Below are 13,475 nucleotides of genomic sequence, written 5' to 3' on the forward strand. Positions count from 1 at the left end.
CTCAGAGACCGGCCTGCGACAGCCAGTCCTTCGCGACGTCGGCCGCCTTCTCGCCGTCCGAGTCGACTCGCTTGTTCAGGTCGCGCATCACGTCCGTCGTCAGCTTCGCGCTCACCGCGTTCACCGCGTTCGCGAAGTCGGCGCCGCGCTCGTCGAGGACCTTCTTGTTCACCGCCGGCACGACGTTCTCCGTCGGCACGATGTTCAGGTCGTCCTTGAGCACCGTGTAGTTCGAGTCGCCGGTCAGCGGGCTGACCGAGTCGACCGGGATCACCGTCACGGCGCCCGACTTCAGCTGCTCGACCCGCGGCCCGGCCTCCTGGATCGTCTGGAAGGTCGCGTTGGTGAGCTTGTAGACGTCCTTGAAGCCCAGGAAGCACGGAAGCCGCTTCTCGCACTCCGGCGGCCCCGCCATGACGACCTTGTCCAGCTTCTTCAGGTCGCTGATCGACGCGATGCCCTTCGACTTCGCCAGGTCGGACTTGACGATGTAGGTGTTCTTGTCCTCGGCCGCGGCGAAGTTCAGCAGGCCGACGCCGCTCGGCTCGAACAGCTTGGCCAGCTGCTCGTGCTCCTCCTGCGCGGTCTTGCCCGCTTCCTTGCCGAAGCCGGTGGTGATCGCCGCGCCCTGGTACTCCGGGATGAACTGCAGCTCACCGGACTTCAGCGACGGGTAGATCAGCTCCCGCGACCCGAGGTTCAGCTTGCGCGTCACCGGATAGCCCTTGGCCTCCAGCGCCTGGGCGTAGATCTCGGCGAGGATCTGGCTGTCGGTGAAGTTGAAGGACGCGACGACGATCGGCGCGCCACCCTTGCTCTGCGCGGCGGGCTTGTCACCGCTGCCGCTGCCACCACAGGCGGCCAAGCCGAGCGTCGCCGCGACGGCCACCGCCACCACGGACGCGTTCCGGAACCAGCGCACGAATCCCCACTCCTTCGTCACTCGAACAGACGAAAGGACCCTAGCGCCGCCCACCGACAAGCGCCCACATACTGGGAGAAAAGCACTCGAATTCCCAAGCTTCGGAATGAGCCGCCGCCAATCGAGGTAGGGTCACCAGGTGCACGTGACCCCGCTGGCCGCCGACAGCGGACCCCCGATCTTCCAGTGGAAGTGGGTGGACCGCAACGCGGACGACATCGTCCAGCGCCTCGGCGAACACATCTCGCTGACCGCCGCCGCGCTCGGTGTCGGGCTGGTCGTCTCGATCGCGCTCGCGGTGCTTTCGCTGCGGTACCGCTGGTCGTACGGCTTCATCCTGAGCGCGGCCGGCGCGCTGTACGTGATCCCGAGCCTGGGCGCGTTCGCCGTGCTGGTGCCGTTCTTCGGGCTGACGTTCCTCACCGCGATGATCCCGCTCGCGACGTACACGCTGCTGATCCTGGTCCGCAACATCGTCACGGGCGTCGACCAGGTGCCGAACGAGGTGCGCGAAGCCGCGGTCGGCATGGGTTACACGCGCGGCCGGCTGCTCTGGCAGATCGAGCTCCCGCTCGCGCTGCCGGTCGTGATCGCCGGGCTGCGCGTCGCCGCCGTGACGACGATCGGCCTGGTCACGGTCACGTCGATGCTCGGCCTCGGCGGCCTGGGCTACTTCATCCGCGCGGGCATCCAGACCGCGACGCCCAACCCGACCGAGATCATCGTCGGCGTGGTGCTTTCGGTGGTGCTGGCGGTGGTCGTCGACCTCCTGCTGTGGTTCAGCGAGCGCCTGCTGGCGCCGTGGACGCGGAAGGTGCGGGCGCGATGAGCTTCCTCGACCAGCTGAACGCGTGGCTCGCGGACCCGAACCGCTGGAGCTGGACGGACAAGGCCGGCATCCCGTACCGGACGGTGGAGCACCTCCGGTTTTCCCTGCTGGCGCTGGTGATCGCGGCCGTCCTGACGATCCCGGCCGCGTTGTGGCTCGCCCACTACCGCCGCGGCGCGTTCCTCGCGAGCAGCGCGGTGAACATCGGCCGGGCGATCCCCAGCTTCGGCCTGATCATCCTGTTCTGGTTCCTGGCCAGCCGCTGGGAGGTCGACACGACGTTCTGGCCGCTGCTCCTGGCGCTGGTCGCGCTGGCGATGCCACCGCTGTTCACGAACACGTACGCGGGCGTGGTGTCCCTCGAGCAGGAGACCGTCGACGCGGCCCGCGGGACCGGCTACCGCGAGTGGCAGATCATGCTCCGGCTCGAACTGCCGCTGGCGTCCCCGGTGATCCTGGCGGGCGCGCGGGTGTCGTTCCTGCAGCTGATCGCGACGGTCGCGATCGGCGCGATCGTCAACGACGGCGGTGGCCTCGGCCGCTACATCGTCGACGGCTTCGCGCTCGGCGCGTCGGGCTACGGCGAGATCTTCGCGGGCGGCGTGGCCGCGGTCGTCCTGGCGCTCGTGTGCGACGGCCTCTTCGCGCTCATCACCCGTTTGGCCACACCCCGAGGTCTGGCCCTGCAGAACGCCCGTCGCGAGTCGTAGGAATCTCACCCTGCGCAGTCGCGCCTTACCATCCGTGCATGGACCGGCCGAAGCCCAACGCCCGCAAGCGCCTGCTCGCGAACAAGCTCCGACGGCTGCGTGAGGACGCCGGGCTCACCCAGGTCGAAGCGGGCGAGCCCATGCGCTTCAACAAGAACAAGATGAGCCGGATCGAGCTGGGCCACTTGCCGGATTACAACGGCTTCCTGGCGCTGCTCGATCGCTACGGCGTGATCGTCTCGGACTACGACGACTGGGTCCGCCAGTACGACCGCGCGTGGGAGAAGGGCTGGTGGCACGCTTACGGCCTCAACGACCAGGGCTATATCGCGTTGGAAGCCGACGCTGACGAGGTCCGCGAGTACCAGCTCGGCTTCGTGCCCGGACTGCTGCAGACGGAGGCCGGGATGCGCGCCGCGTTCGCCGGTGCGCGGGACCCGTTGTCCGGTCGCCGGCTGGAGAACGAGATCGCGGTCCGCCTGCGTCGCCAGGCCAGGCTGACCGAGGACCCGGCGCTCGAATACCACGCCATCATCGACGAATCCGTGCTCCGGCGCCCCGATCTCCTCCCCGATGACCAGTGCGCGCAGCTCGAGCAGATCATCGAGCGCGCCGAACTGCCCAACGTGACCGTGCAGGTCGTACCCATCAACCACGGGATCCACTCCGGGCGGAACGGAAGCTTCATCATCCTCAGCTATCCGCGCCTGCGGGAGCCGGACATCGCCTACATCGAGCACGGTTTCGGCTCGCTTCAGTTCGAGAAAGCCAAGGACGTCAACACTGCTAGGCTGGCTTTCCGCCACCTCGCCGATCTCGCGTACGACGAACCGGACTCGATCCGGCTGATCCGGCAGGTGATCACCGAGACCTGACTCGAGGTGAACGATCGTGTCCGACCTCAGCTGGCGCAAGAGCAGCTACAGTTCCGGCGAAGGTTCCCAGGGTGCCTGCGTCGAGGTTGCGTTCACGCCCGGCGCGGTCGCGGTGCGGGACTCGAAGGCGCCGACGTCCGGCACGCTGACCGTGTCGCCCGAAACCTGGCGCCACATCGGCGAAATCGCCCGCTAGAACGCCCCGAGCAGGATCAGCACGCCGAGCGCGATCAGCACCACGGGCAGCACGACGTGCCCCCACCGCGCGAGCACCCGCGCGACACCCGGCCGCGTCGCGAGGAACCGCCCGGCGAGGCACCACACGGCCACGCCCACCAGGAAGACCGCGGTGTAGGTGACCAGGCCGCCGGGCCCGGTCGCGGCGAAGGCGGGAACGTAGACGCCGACGTTGTCGCCACCGTTGGCGAAGCACACGGCCGCGATGCCGAGCACTCCGGCGGCCGGCGCGGGCTTGTCGTCGTCGCGTCGCCAGGCCGCGCGAATCCCGAGCAGGATCGGCAAAACGCCGAGCCAGCGGACGGCACCGTCGGGCAGCAACCCGGCCCCGAGCGCCCCGGCAACCGAGACGGCCAGGATCGCGCCGAACCCGACCAACTGCCCGGCAACGACCGTAAGCGCGGTGGCCTGCCCGAAGAAGACGGCGAGCAGCACGAGATCATCGACGTTCGTCACGGCGAACATCGCCGCGGCCTGCCCGATCAGCCCAAGGCTCATGCGCGCGCGAGCCCGTCGACGCCCGTCACCGCGGCCACCTGCCCCCCACCCGCCCGAGGCTCAGGCACCGGCGAGGCCGTCCTCGCGGCAGGCGGCGATCAACCGCTCCACCTCCGGCCCCAGCGGCCGGTCCTCCTCGACCGGCGGCACCACCGACCGCACCCAGTCGTAAGCCGCGCCCAGACCCGGCACCCCGTCCGGCGCCAGGTACCGCGCCTGCGACCCGGTGACCAGCTCGCACGCCGTGATCGCGAAGAGGTGCGTCGCGGCCGCCCGCAGCTGCTCCCCCGCGGCCCACGCAAACGCTTGCACGTCCTCCTGACCTGCCGAAGTATCAAGAGAACCAAGCGTGGCGGGCGAAGCGAGCCGCCGCAGCGCGTGCAGCTCGCCGACCGCCCGCTTGTGCAGCGGCACCAACCCCGCCCGCGGCCCCGGATCCGCCGTGAGCTGCGCCGGGAGGCCGCTGAAGCGCTCGTCGAGCAGGCGGTGCGTGCGCTGCACCGAGATCTCGCCGAGGTGGACGAGCGCCGCCGTCAGCGCGTCCATGCGCAGCCCGAGGTCGACCGCGTGGTACGCCGTCCCCGGGAGGAACTCCCCGTCGACGAACGACGGCGAGTCCCCCGGCATCGTCTGCCAGCGCGCCACCGTCTGGTGCAGTTCGGTGTTCACGCGGGAGGCGTGCGCCAGCGCCCGAGGCGCGACCCGCACCGAAAGCGGCGCCTGCACGACTTCGGAGCGCACGGGACCGTCGCCCACCATCCCGGTCAGTGCCTCCAGCAGCCGCCGCAGGTGGTCGTCGCCACCCGCCATGACCGGGGAAAACACCTCGCGCGGCGCCCCGAGGACGTCGATCGCCATCGCCTCGGTGAGCGTCTGCAGCTGGATGAGCTGCCGCGCTTCGGCCCACCCGCGTTTCGCGTGCATCACGGCCAGCGGAGAACCCTGAAGCAGCGAAGCGCCTTCCTTGGGCCCCAACACGTACGGCTCGGCACCTCGGCGAGCCAGCGCGTCCGCCGCGGGGGTCTCGACGCCGTCTTCGAGCACGGTGCCGATGCCGAGGAACGTCTGGAAAGCGTGCGACAGCGGGATGATCTCGCCCGAGCTGCCGAGGCCGCCGCGCGGCACGGCGGGCGTGAAGCCGTCGTTCAGGCGGTCCACCAGGAACTGCACCAGTTCGGCGCTGACGCCCGACCACGGTTGCAGGAAGTCGCGCAGCCGCACCAGGAGCAGCGACCGGACGTCCTCCGGCGGGAGCCACGGCGGGCCGCCGACCGCGCGGCCGATGAGCAGGTTGCGCTGGTGTTCCGCCTGTTGCCGCGCGTCGAGGGCGACACCCGCGAGGCGGCCCATCCCGGTGTTGACGCCGTAGACGGGCTTTTCGCGGCTTTCGAGCGCCGTCAAGAGCGCGTTCCGGCGCTCCTTCAGCGCTGTGACCAGCGCTTTGTCCAGAACCAACCGTTCACCGTCGGCGAACTCGCTTCCGTCGGTGATCATCGGTACGGCAGCATGGTGCCGACGCCGGAAGCCTCGGCACGGGCGAGGATCATGTTCGCCACCGCCAAGTCCGTTGTGGACAGTCCGCGGTGCCAGAACAGGATCCGTTCGGCGTCGTGCTCGCGGCCCGGCTTCTTCCCGGCCACGATGTCGCCGATCTCGGCGTGGACCCCGTCCGCGGTGAGGAGGCCGGCGTTGAGCTGCGGGCGCAGGGCGCCGAACCGCGGGTTGCCGGACCTCGATTCGCGCCAGTCGTCGACGACGACCTTGTCGACGTCGTCGAGCAGCGTGAGCTCCAGGGCGCTGATCGTGCCGTAGGGCACCAGGAAGGTGCCCGGCCGGAGGAACTCGCGCCGCACCAGCGGTTCGGGTTCGACCAGCCGGGAGGCCTCGACCTGGATGTCCGCGCCGTCCAGGGTCTCCTCGGCCGTGGCGCAGACGCGGACGTCCTTGCCGAGCCGTTCGGACAGCCGGCGGCCGAAGTCCTCGCGGGACTCCGGGCGCTTGCTGGTCACGCGGATCTCGGCGAAGTCGAACAACGAGTCGAGGAGCACGACGTTCCACCACGCGGTGCCGCGAGCGCCGATGTGCCCGAGCACCCGGGAGTCCGGGCGGGCGAGGTACTTCGCGCCGACGGCGGTCATCGCGCCGGTGCGGGCCTCGGTGATCATCGTGCCGTCGACGATGGCCCGCGGCATGCCGGTGTCCGGGTCCAGCAGCAGGATCAACGCCATTTCCGAAGGGAGGCCCCGTTCGAAGTTCCCCACGAAGTCACCGACGACCTTCACGCCACTGACCTGCTTCGCGGACAGGTGGCCGCGAAGGATGTTGAAGTGGCCCTTGCCGCCGTTGTCCGGCACGAGGTGCGTACGCGGCTCGAAGACGACCTGGCCGCGGCCGTGGTCGGCGAGCACGTCCTCGACCGCACCGACGATGTCCGCTTCGGTGACGCCGAGCGAGTCGATGTCGGCACCGGTCAGGTACCGGAGCCAGACGGACGTCACTTGGCGAGGTCCTCGATGACCTCGGCGCCGGGCAGCGCGGGCAGCGCGGTGCCGGAGATCAGCAGCTTGCTGCCGCGGATCCCGCTGCCGATGACGAGCTCGGGCGCGTCCGCGACGCGCTGGTCGATCAGGATCGGCCAGTCGGCGGGCAGGCCGACGGGCGTGATGCCGCCGTACTCCATGCCGGTCGCGGAAACGGCTTCGTCCATCGGCGCGAACGACGCCTTGCGCACGTCGAGGCGGCGCTTGATCACGCCGTTGACGTCGGCGCGGGTCGTCGCGAGCACGAGCGCGGCCGCGAAGCGGACTTCGCCCGCGCGCTTGCCGGCGACGACGACGCAGTTGGCGGACGCTTCGAGCGGCGAGCCGTACGCCTCGCAGAAGGCGGCGGTGTCGGCCAGCGACGGGTCGATCTCCGCGACGCCGACGGCGTCCGGGTCGGCGAGCGCGGCCAGCGCCTTGGCGACGGGCTCGGCGAGCAGGTCAGTACGCGTGGGGGCGGGAACGACGGTGAGGCTCCCGGCGATGGTCCAGGTCACCCGGCCAGCCTAGCTACCAGCTGGAGCCGCCGCGCTGGACCTCGATCAGCTTCGGCCGGACGTCCACTATGTAGACCAGGGCCGCGGCCATGGCCGGCACGTAGAAGATCATCCCGGGGCCCATCACGGGGAACAGCACCATGGCGAGCGTCGCGCCACCGGTGATGAGCATCCACACGGGCTTGGTCTTGCGGTCGGCCGCGGAATAGGCGTCGGCACGCTGAAGCAGCGCGTGCACGAAGGCGAAGAGCCCGACCAGCGCGCTGCCCCAGTGGATGACTTCGAGGATCCAGATGGCAACCAGCACAGCGACAGCTTACGGCAAACCACCCGAACGACCCCGGCCCCGCCACCGGGGTCCGGTGGCGGGGCCGAGGGGTTCACGGCGTCTTTACTTGTCGGTCTTCGGCGCGGCCGGCTTCTTCGCGGCGGCGCTGGTGGTCGTGCCACCGGTGCTGCGACGGGCCGGGGTGGCCGTCTTCGGGGCCGTCTTGTTGGCGACCTTGCGGCTCGCGGAGCGGGTCTCGTGGGCGACGTCGTCACCCAGCTCCTCGATGGCCTCGGCGGCCTCGCCGGCGACCTCGGTCACCTTGCGGGCGGTCTTCTCACCGGCGGAGCGGGTGCGCTTGGTCACCTTGGCCAGCACGCCGTCGACGCGCTCGCGGACCTCGGTGCTGACGACCTCGGCCTGGCCCTGCGCGGTGGTGAGGGCCTCCTCGAGCTGCTCGATGGCCTTCTTGACCTGCGGCTGCGCGGCGATCTTGTCCCACGCCTGCTCGCCCGACTCGGCCAGCTTGTTGTACAGCTTGAGCGCGGCCTCGGTGTACTCGTCGATGACCTTGCGCAGCTCGGCCGGGTCCAGCTTCTCGCGGAGGCTCTCGACGTCGGTCGGCAGCTCCTGCAGGTTCTTGCGGGCGACCTCGCCGCTCTTGGTCACGTTCTCCTTGGCCTTCGCCACGGCGTCGGTGACGGCGTGGGTGGCCAGGTTGCCGGCGCCGAGCGCGGCGAGCAGCGGGGTGCGGACCTGGTCGAGAGCGGTGGTGACGGCCTTCTTGACGTCTTCGGTGGTCTTGGGGGTGGTCATGCTGACTCCTTGGTGTCTGCGGCTTGCGCGGTGTCTGGGGTGTCTGGGGTGGGAGCGGACGCGGCGGCCGGCCGTGCCGCGGCGTTCTCCCGGCGGAAGGACTCGTAGACGTCGAGCAGGACCTGCTTCTGCCGTTCGGTCAGCTCGGCGTCGGCGCGGATCGCGTCGCCCACCGGTCCGCCCGTCGGCAGATCGAGGATCCCGGCCTGCACGTACAGCGCTTCCGCCGAAATGCGCAGACCCTTGGCGATCTGTTGGAGGATCTCCGCGCTGGGCTTGCGCACCCCGCGCTCGATCTGGCTCAGGTACGGGTTGGACACTCCGGCGAGCTTCGACAGCTGGCGCAACGAGATCTTCGCGGTGTTGCGCTGCTGGCGGATGTACTCGCCGATGTCGGAAGCGATGTCCGCGACCTTCTCCATGGGACCGCCGGATCCGGGCTGGGTCCCACCGGTTTCTGCCATCCGGTCACCTCCTCGCGACACCTTCGACGGTACGCGCGAGTGCTAGCTATTGCAAGCACTCTGCTTGCAACTATCGGGTGTGGTGGCGCTCACCCGCTAAGTTGGTCGCATGACGCGCTCGGCCCGGCTGCGGCGGCGGCTCGTCGAGCACCTGCTCGACGAGGACGTCCTGCACGCCCCGGAATGGATCTCGGCCTTCCGCGCGGTGCCGCGCCACGTCTTCCTGCCGCGGTTCTTCGCGCCGGCGGGCGGGCTGTGGGCGGCGGTCGACCGGGACGACCCGGGCTGGCTGGAGACCGTCTACTCACGGGACGTGCTGGTCACGCAGCTGGACGACGACCCGGACCGCTGGGAGCTCGCACGGCGCACCGGGCCGGTGCCGGGCACTCCGACGAGCTCGTCGAGCATGCCGTCGATCATGGCGATCATGCTCGAGGAGCTGCGGGTGCGGGACGGGCACCGCGTGCTCGAGATCGGCACCGGCACCGGCTACAACGCCGCCCTGCTGAGCCACCGCTGCGGCGCCGGCCAGGTGTCCACAGTGGACATCGACCCGCTGATCGTCGAGGAGGCGCGCGAACGGCTGGCGCAAGCGGGCTACCGGCCGGCGTGCGCGGTGGGCGACGGCGCGCTCGGCTTCCCGGCCGGCACCATGTTCGACCGCGTGCTGTGCACCGCTTCGGTGTCCTCGATCCCGCCCGCGTGGCTGGCGCAGACCGTGCCGGGCGGGCTGATCGTGACGACGTTGAACCGGCCGATCGGCGCCGGGCTGATCCGGCTCGTCGCCGGCGAAGACGGCACCGGGCAGGGGCACGTCCTCGCGCGCGACGGCCGTTTCATGCCGCTTCGCGCGCATCGGCTGCCGGAGGCCGACCCGCTGCCGATGCCGTCGCGGGACGACTGGGAGCAGACGCGCCTGCCGATGTCGACGGTGCTCCAGCCGCGCAAGCAGTTCGAGTTCTTCGCCGGGCTGGCGTTGCCGGGAGCGCGTCCGGTGCGCGAGAGCGACGACGGCGAAGCACCGAGCGTCGCGTTGGTGCACCCGGACGGCTCGTGGGTCCGCCACCGCAAGCGCGGCGGCGCCGACGAAGTGGCGCAGGGCGGTCCGCGAGCGCTGTGGGAGATCGCGGAGGCGGCGTTCGTCGAGTGGTGCGAGCTGGGCAAGCCGGACCGAGACCGCTTCGGCGTGACGGTCACCGACGAGCGCCAGGAGTTCTGGCTCGACGAACCGGACGGCCGCACCTGGCCGCTCGGTTAGGGCAACCGGTCGCGGACCCACTTCTCGACGTGGTCGGCCGTCGCCTCCGTGGAGACGTCCGTGGTGTCGAAGAGGTTGACGCCCAGCTCCGGCGCCGACGTCCGGAGCCAGTCGTTGAACTCCAGCATCTCCTCGATCCGCGGCTCGTCCCACTCGCGCCACGCCGGGCGGGCCCGCAAGCGCGCCCGCAACGACTCCGCCGTCCCGACCAGCGCCAGGTAGTGGACGTCGCTGAAGAACGCGCGTTCCGGCAGCGGCTCGAACTCCGGGGGCGCGACGGTGCCGCACAGCACGACCGGCCGGCCGTTCTGGTGCAGCACCGCCGCCATCCGCAGCCACACCGCGCGGAACGCCGTGACGTCGTCGCGCAGAGCGTCGATCCAGAGGATGTCCTGCTCCAGCACGACGACGTCACCGGCCAGGCGCTCGGCCAGCAGCGGCCCCATCGTCGACTTCCCGGCGCCGCTCGGGCCGGTCAGCGCGAACAGCGGCAGCTTCCGGAACGGCCACTCGTGCCCGCACTTCCGGCACGTGAGGACGGCCCCGGTGACGATCGGGCGGTCCGCCCGGTCACCGCACGACGGGCAGATCCGCAGGTCGAGACCCATGTCAGTCGAAGAGGTTCTCGAGGAAGCCGCGCTTGCGGTGGCCGCTGTGCCCGTAGGGCCTCGGGGAATCCGAGTACCCGCGGTGCGGCCGCGGCGAGTCCGCGTACCCGCCGCGGTACGGCTTGGGCGAATCCGGGTGGCCGCCGCGGTAGGGGCGCGGCGAGTCGGGACGGCCCCGGTAGGGCGGCGGCTGGTGGCCGTAGAAGGAACTCTCCGCACCGGCGATCGCTTCGAGCTCACCGCGGTCCAGGAAGATCCCGCGGCAGCCTTCGCACTGCTCGATGTGGACGCCGTTCTTGTCCACGGTCCGCATCTGATTCTGACACTTCGGACAAATCACACATACGAGCCTACGCACAAATCGGTCAGCAGGCGCAGAGGCAGAACGGGTGGCCCACCGGATCGGCGTAGACGCGGAACGTCTTCGGCGCGTCGTCCAGCAGTTTCGCGCCCAGGCCGAGCACGCGCTCGTGCGCCGCTTCCAGGTCCGTGACGTTCAGGTCCAGGTGCAGCTGCTGCGGGTTCTCCGCGGACGGCCACGACGGCGGCCGGTAGTCGGGCACCCGCTGGAACGCGATCCCCGCGCCGCCCGCCGGGTTGGCCAGCGTTACCCAGTGGCCGTCCTCGGCGACTTCGGGCGCGTCCCACTCCAGCACGGCCCGGTAGAACCCGGCCAGCGCCACCGGGTCGGGGCAGTCGAGGGCCACCACACCCAGCGTCGGTACCGCACTCATCGTCGCTCCCTTCGATCGCGAGTAACCGTCTATCGGATTATGTGGGTTAGGGCACGCGGGGGCAACCACCGGCCGCCGTACACTGGTTCGGTGCACACCGACGCCTCCCTCGTCGTGGAGTTCCTCAACACGGTCAACGTCGAAGAGGGCAAAGACCTGCTCGAAGATCCCGGGCAGTGGCGCGAGTGGGCGGCCGGCCGGAAGCTGACGGCCAATCCGGCCGCCGAAGCGCGCGCGGCGCGGGACGCCCTGCGCGCCGCGATAGGCGACCCGCGGCTGCCCGGCGGGAGCTTGGACGTCGGCACGCGGATCTCCTTGACCGACGCGGGACCGGCGCTCGTCGCGGACGACGTGGTGGGAGCGGTGTTCGCGGCGTGCGCGCGACTGGTCGTGCGCGGCGACTGGATCCGGCTGAAGATCTGCCCGGCCGACACGTGCCTGTGGGCGTTCTACGACGAGTCCCGCAACCGTTCGCGGACGTGGTGCTCGATGCGGGTGTGCGGCAACCGCGAGAAGGCCCGCGGCTGGCGAGCGCGGGCGGCGGAGGCCGCGACCGGCTGACCAGCTGTACGCGCCTGGCCGGTGACGGCGGCCGGCGGAGCTGTCCGGGTCGCCGCCGAGCGGGGTCGCAGCCCAGGCGACTCGCGAGCGCAAGCGCGCCGGACAGACCTCGCGGTCAAGATCTCGCCCCGCCAAAGCTCTCATCCGAGCGGCGGACGCTCGAAAGGCTGTGGACAACTCCGCGACCGAGCACCACATATCCACGCCCCGATCCGCCTCGCCCCCACACGTTGTGGACAGCGATTAGGCCATCACCGTGAAAACCTGTGGATAACCCCGGGGATAACTCAGCTTCCTGTGGACAACTGGTTTGAAGGTCCCCCAGCTGTGGTATATGACTCAGTTCGTCAGAACAGCAGCTCCGCCACGGCGTAGATGACCAGCCCGGCGAGCGCACCGACGACCGTGCCGTTGATGCGGATGAACTGCAGGTCGCGGCCCACCTGGAGCTCGATCTTGCGGGACGTCTCCTCGGCGTCCCAGCGCTCGACCGTGTCGGTGATGATCGTCGTGATCTCGCGCGAGTAGTTCTTCACCAGGTACGCCGCGGCGCCCTCGACCCAGCCGTCGGCCTTCTCCCGCAGCTGATCGTCCGAAACCAGCCGCGAACCCAGCGACATCAAGCCCAGGCGCACCCGGCGGCGCAGCTCGCTCGACGGGTCCTCGGCCGCCGTCAGCAGCATCTCCTTCGCCGTGCTCCACGCCGAGCCGATCAGGCGCTGGACCTCCTCGTGGTGCACGATCTGGCCCTTCACCTGCTCGGCGCGGGCCATCACGTCCGGGTCGGTCTGCAGGTCCTGGGCGAACTCGCCGAGGAACTTGTCCAGCGCCAGCCGCATCGGGTGGTTGACGTCGGTCTTGACCGCCCACGCGAACGACAGCACCTCGCCGTAGACCTTGTCCGCGAGCATCTCGTCGACGAACTTCGGCGACCAGCTCGGCGCGCGGTCGGACACCACGCGCAGCATCGTCGTGTGGTTGTCGCGGGTCCACTCGTACGCGCGGTCGCACATCAGGTCGACCAGCTTGTGGTGCGCGCCGTCGGCGAAAACGCCCTGCAGGATCTTGCCCAGCGGCGGGCCCCACGGCTTGTCGATGATCCGGCGCGCGACCGCCTGCTCCATGATCGCCTGGACGTCCTCGTCGCGCAGGACGCGAACGGCCGCCCGGACCACCGTCGCCAGCTCGGACGTCACGCGCTCGGCGTTCTCCTCCTGCGCCAGCCAGCCGCCGAGCCGCCGGGCGATCTCGACGCGCTTGAGCTTGTCGCGGACGACCTCCTCGGACAGGAAGTTCGACCCGACGAAGTCGCCGAGGCTGTTGCCCAGGGCGTCCTTCTTGTTCGGGATGATCGCCGTGTGCGGGATCTTCAGCCCGAGCGGGTGCCGGAACAGCGCCGTGACGGCGAACCAGTCGGCCAGCGCGCCGACCATGCCCGCCTCGGCCGCGGCGCGCACGTAGCCCACCCAGCCCGGCCAGCCGGCCGACTGCGCCCAGCTGGTCAGCAGGAACACGACGGTGGCGCCGAGCAGGAACGACAGCGCGACCAGCTTCATCTTGCGCAGCGCGCGCCGCTTTTCCTCTTCGCCGGCGGCGCCGCCCGGCGGGTCGGCGGGCGTCACCTTGGCGGGGGTCAGTTGCTCCACATCACCATTGTC

General features: G+C 70.4%; 18 protein-coding genes. 6 read left to right on the forward strand and 12 right to left on the reverse strand.

Features of this window, described 5'->3' with window-relative positions:
• Position 1: 1 nt before the first annotated feature.
• Positions 2 to 922 carry an ABC transporter substrate-binding protein gene (locus ACIRSS_RS31315; RefSeq protein WP_400901088.1) on the reverse strand — a complete coding sequence of 307 codons (921 nt, stop codon included), beginning with the start codon at positions 920 to 922 and terminating at the stop codon, positions 2 to 4.
• 139 nt (positions 923 to 1,061) lie between these two features.
• Between ACIRSS_RS31315 and ACIRSS_RS31320 the strand changes: the two genes are divergently transcribed.
• Genes ACIRSS_RS31320 through ACIRSS_RS31335 form a run of 4 tightly spaced genes read left to right on the forward strand, consistent with a single transcriptional unit; the run spans position 1,062 to position 3,532 of the window.
• Positions 1,062 to 1,751: an ABC transporter permease gene (locus ACIRSS_RS31320; protein WP_400901090.1), complete on the forward strand. Its 690-nt coding sequence runs from the start codon at positions 1,062 to 1,064 to the stop codon at positions 1,749 to 1,751.
• Entirely contained in the window at positions 1,748 to 2,461 is a 714-nt protein-coding gene (locus ACIRSS_RS31325) for an ABC transporter permease (protein ID WP_400901092.1), read from the forward strand. Before ACIRSS_RS31320 ends, ACIRSS_RS31325 begins: the two co-directional genes overlap by 4 nt.
• A gap of 38 nt (positions 2,462 to 2,499) precedes the next feature.
• Positions 2,500 to 3,336, forward strand: coding sequence for a helix-turn-helix domain-containing protein (locus ACIRSS_RS31330; protein WP_400901094.1), 837 nt, complete (start codon positions 2,500 to 2,502; stop codon positions 3,334 to 3,336).
• Positions 3,337 to 3,352: 16 nt separating this feature from the next.
• Positions 3,353 to 3,532: a DUF397 domain-containing protein gene (locus ACIRSS_RS31335; RefSeq protein WP_400901096.1), complete on the forward strand. Its 180-nt coding sequence runs from the start codon at positions 3,353 to 3,355 to the stop codon at positions 3,530 to 3,532.
• Here ACIRSS_RS31335 and ACIRSS_RS31340 read toward each other — a convergent pair.
• From ACIRSS_RS31340 to ACIRSS_RS31370, 7 genes are all read right to left on the reverse strand, one after another.
• On the reverse strand, positions 3,529 to 4,071 hold the full coding sequence (locus ACIRSS_RS31340; protein ID WP_400901098.1) for a cadmium resistance transporter: 543 nt from the start codon (positions 4,069 to 4,071) through the stop codon (positions 3,529 to 3,531). The two genes, ACIRSS_RS31335 and ACIRSS_RS31340, sit on opposite strands and share 4 nt — an antisense overlap.
• A gap of 60 nt (positions 4,072 to 4,131) precedes the next feature.
• Positions 4,132 to 5,565, reverse strand: coding sequence for an aromatic amino acid lyase (locus tag ACIRSS_RS31345; protein ID WP_400901100.1), 1,434 nt, complete (start codon positions 5,563 to 5,565; stop codon positions 4,132 to 4,134).
• Positions 5,562 to 6,569, reverse strand: a complete 1,008-nt coding sequence (locus ACIRSS_RS31350; protein ID WP_400901102.1) for an ornithine cyclodeaminase family protein — start codon at positions 6,567 to 6,569, stop codon at positions 5,562 to 5,564. Before ACIRSS_RS31350 ends, ACIRSS_RS31345 begins: the two co-directional genes overlap by 4 nt.
• Positions 6,566 to 7,108: a YbaK/EbsC family protein gene (locus tag ACIRSS_RS31355; protein WP_400901104.1), complete on the reverse strand. Its 543-nt coding sequence runs from the start codon at positions 7,106 to 7,108 to the stop codon at positions 6,566 to 6,568. Before ACIRSS_RS31355 ends, ACIRSS_RS31350 begins: the two co-directional genes overlap by 4 nt.
• 13 nt (positions 7,109 to 7,121) lie before the next feature.
• A complete protein-coding gene (locus ACIRSS_RS31360; protein ID WP_400901106.1) occupies positions 7,122 to 7,415 on the reverse strand; it encodes a DUF2516 family protein in 294 nt (97 codons plus the stop codon).
• Positions 7,416 to 7,499: 84 nt separating this feature from the next.
• Complete coding sequence (locus tag ACIRSS_RS31365; protein WP_400901108.1) at positions 7,500 to 8,192, reverse strand: hypothetical protein; 693 nt, start codon at positions 8,190 to 8,192, stop codon at positions 7,500 to 7,502.
• Entirely contained in the window at positions 8,189 to 8,614 is a 426-nt protein-coding gene (locus ACIRSS_RS31370) for a helix-turn-helix domain-containing protein (RefSeq protein WP_400901933.1), read from the reverse strand. Before ACIRSS_RS31370 ends, ACIRSS_RS31365 begins: the two co-directional genes overlap by 4 nt.
• A gap of 151 nt (positions 8,615 to 8,765) precedes the next feature.
• Here ACIRSS_RS31370 and ACIRSS_RS31375 point away from each other — a divergent pair, with 151 nt between their 5' ends.
• Positions 8,766 to 9,914, forward strand: coding sequence for a methyltransferase domain-containing protein (locus tag ACIRSS_RS31375; protein WP_400901110.1), 1,149 nt, complete (start codon positions 8,766 to 8,768; stop codon positions 9,912 to 9,914).
• Here the strand turns inward: ACIRSS_RS31375 and ACIRSS_RS31380 are convergent.
• The 3 genes from ACIRSS_RS31380 to ACIRSS_RS31390 are packed head-to-tail and all read right to left on the reverse strand — an operon-like array spanning position 9,911 to position 11,256.
• Positions 9,911 to 10,522 (reverse strand): nucleoside kinase, encoded by a 612-nt coding sequence (locus ACIRSS_RS31380; RefSeq protein WP_400901112.1) that lies wholly within the window; start codon positions 10,520 to 10,522, stop codon positions 9,911 to 9,913. The two genes, ACIRSS_RS31375 and ACIRSS_RS31380, sit on opposite strands and share 4 nt — an antisense overlap.
• A gap of 1 nt (position 10,523) precedes the next feature.
• Entirely contained in the window at positions 10,524 to 10,859 is a 336-nt protein-coding gene (locus ACIRSS_RS31385) for a zf-TFIIB domain-containing protein (RefSeq protein WP_400901935.1), read from the reverse strand.
• 28 nt (positions 10,860 to 10,887) lie between these two features.
• The gene (locus ACIRSS_RS31390; protein WP_400901114.1) at positions 10,888 to 11,256 is read right to left on the reverse strand and encodes a VOC family protein; all 369 of its coding nucleotides are present in this window, start codon (positions 11,254 to 11,256) and stop codon (positions 10,888 to 10,890) included.
• 90 nt (positions 11,257 to 11,346) lie between these two features.
• Here ACIRSS_RS31390 and ACIRSS_RS31395 point away from each other — a divergent pair, with 90 nt between their 5' ends.
• Positions 11,347 to 11,817 carry a CGNR zinc finger domain-containing protein gene (locus ACIRSS_RS31395; RefSeq protein WP_400901116.1) on the forward strand — a complete coding sequence of 157 codons (471 nt, stop codon included), beginning with the start codon at positions 11,347 to 11,349 and terminating at the stop codon, positions 11,815 to 11,817.
• Positions 11,818 to 12,164: 347 nt separating this feature from the next.
• Here ACIRSS_RS31395 and ACIRSS_RS31400 read toward each other — a convergent pair whose 3' ends face one another.
• Positions 12,165 to 13,463: a DUF445 domain-containing protein gene (locus ACIRSS_RS31400; RefSeq protein ID WP_400901118.1), complete on the reverse strand. Its 1,299-nt coding sequence runs from the start codon at positions 13,461 to 13,463 to the stop codon at positions 12,165 to 12,167.
• Between the last annotated feature and the right edge of the window lie 12 nt (positions 13,464 to 13,475).

This window comes from Amycolatopsis sp. NPDC101161 (assembly GCF_044768185.1).
GTDB lineage: Bacteria > Actinomycetota > Actinomycetes > Mycobacteriales > Pseudonocardiaceae > Amycolatopsis.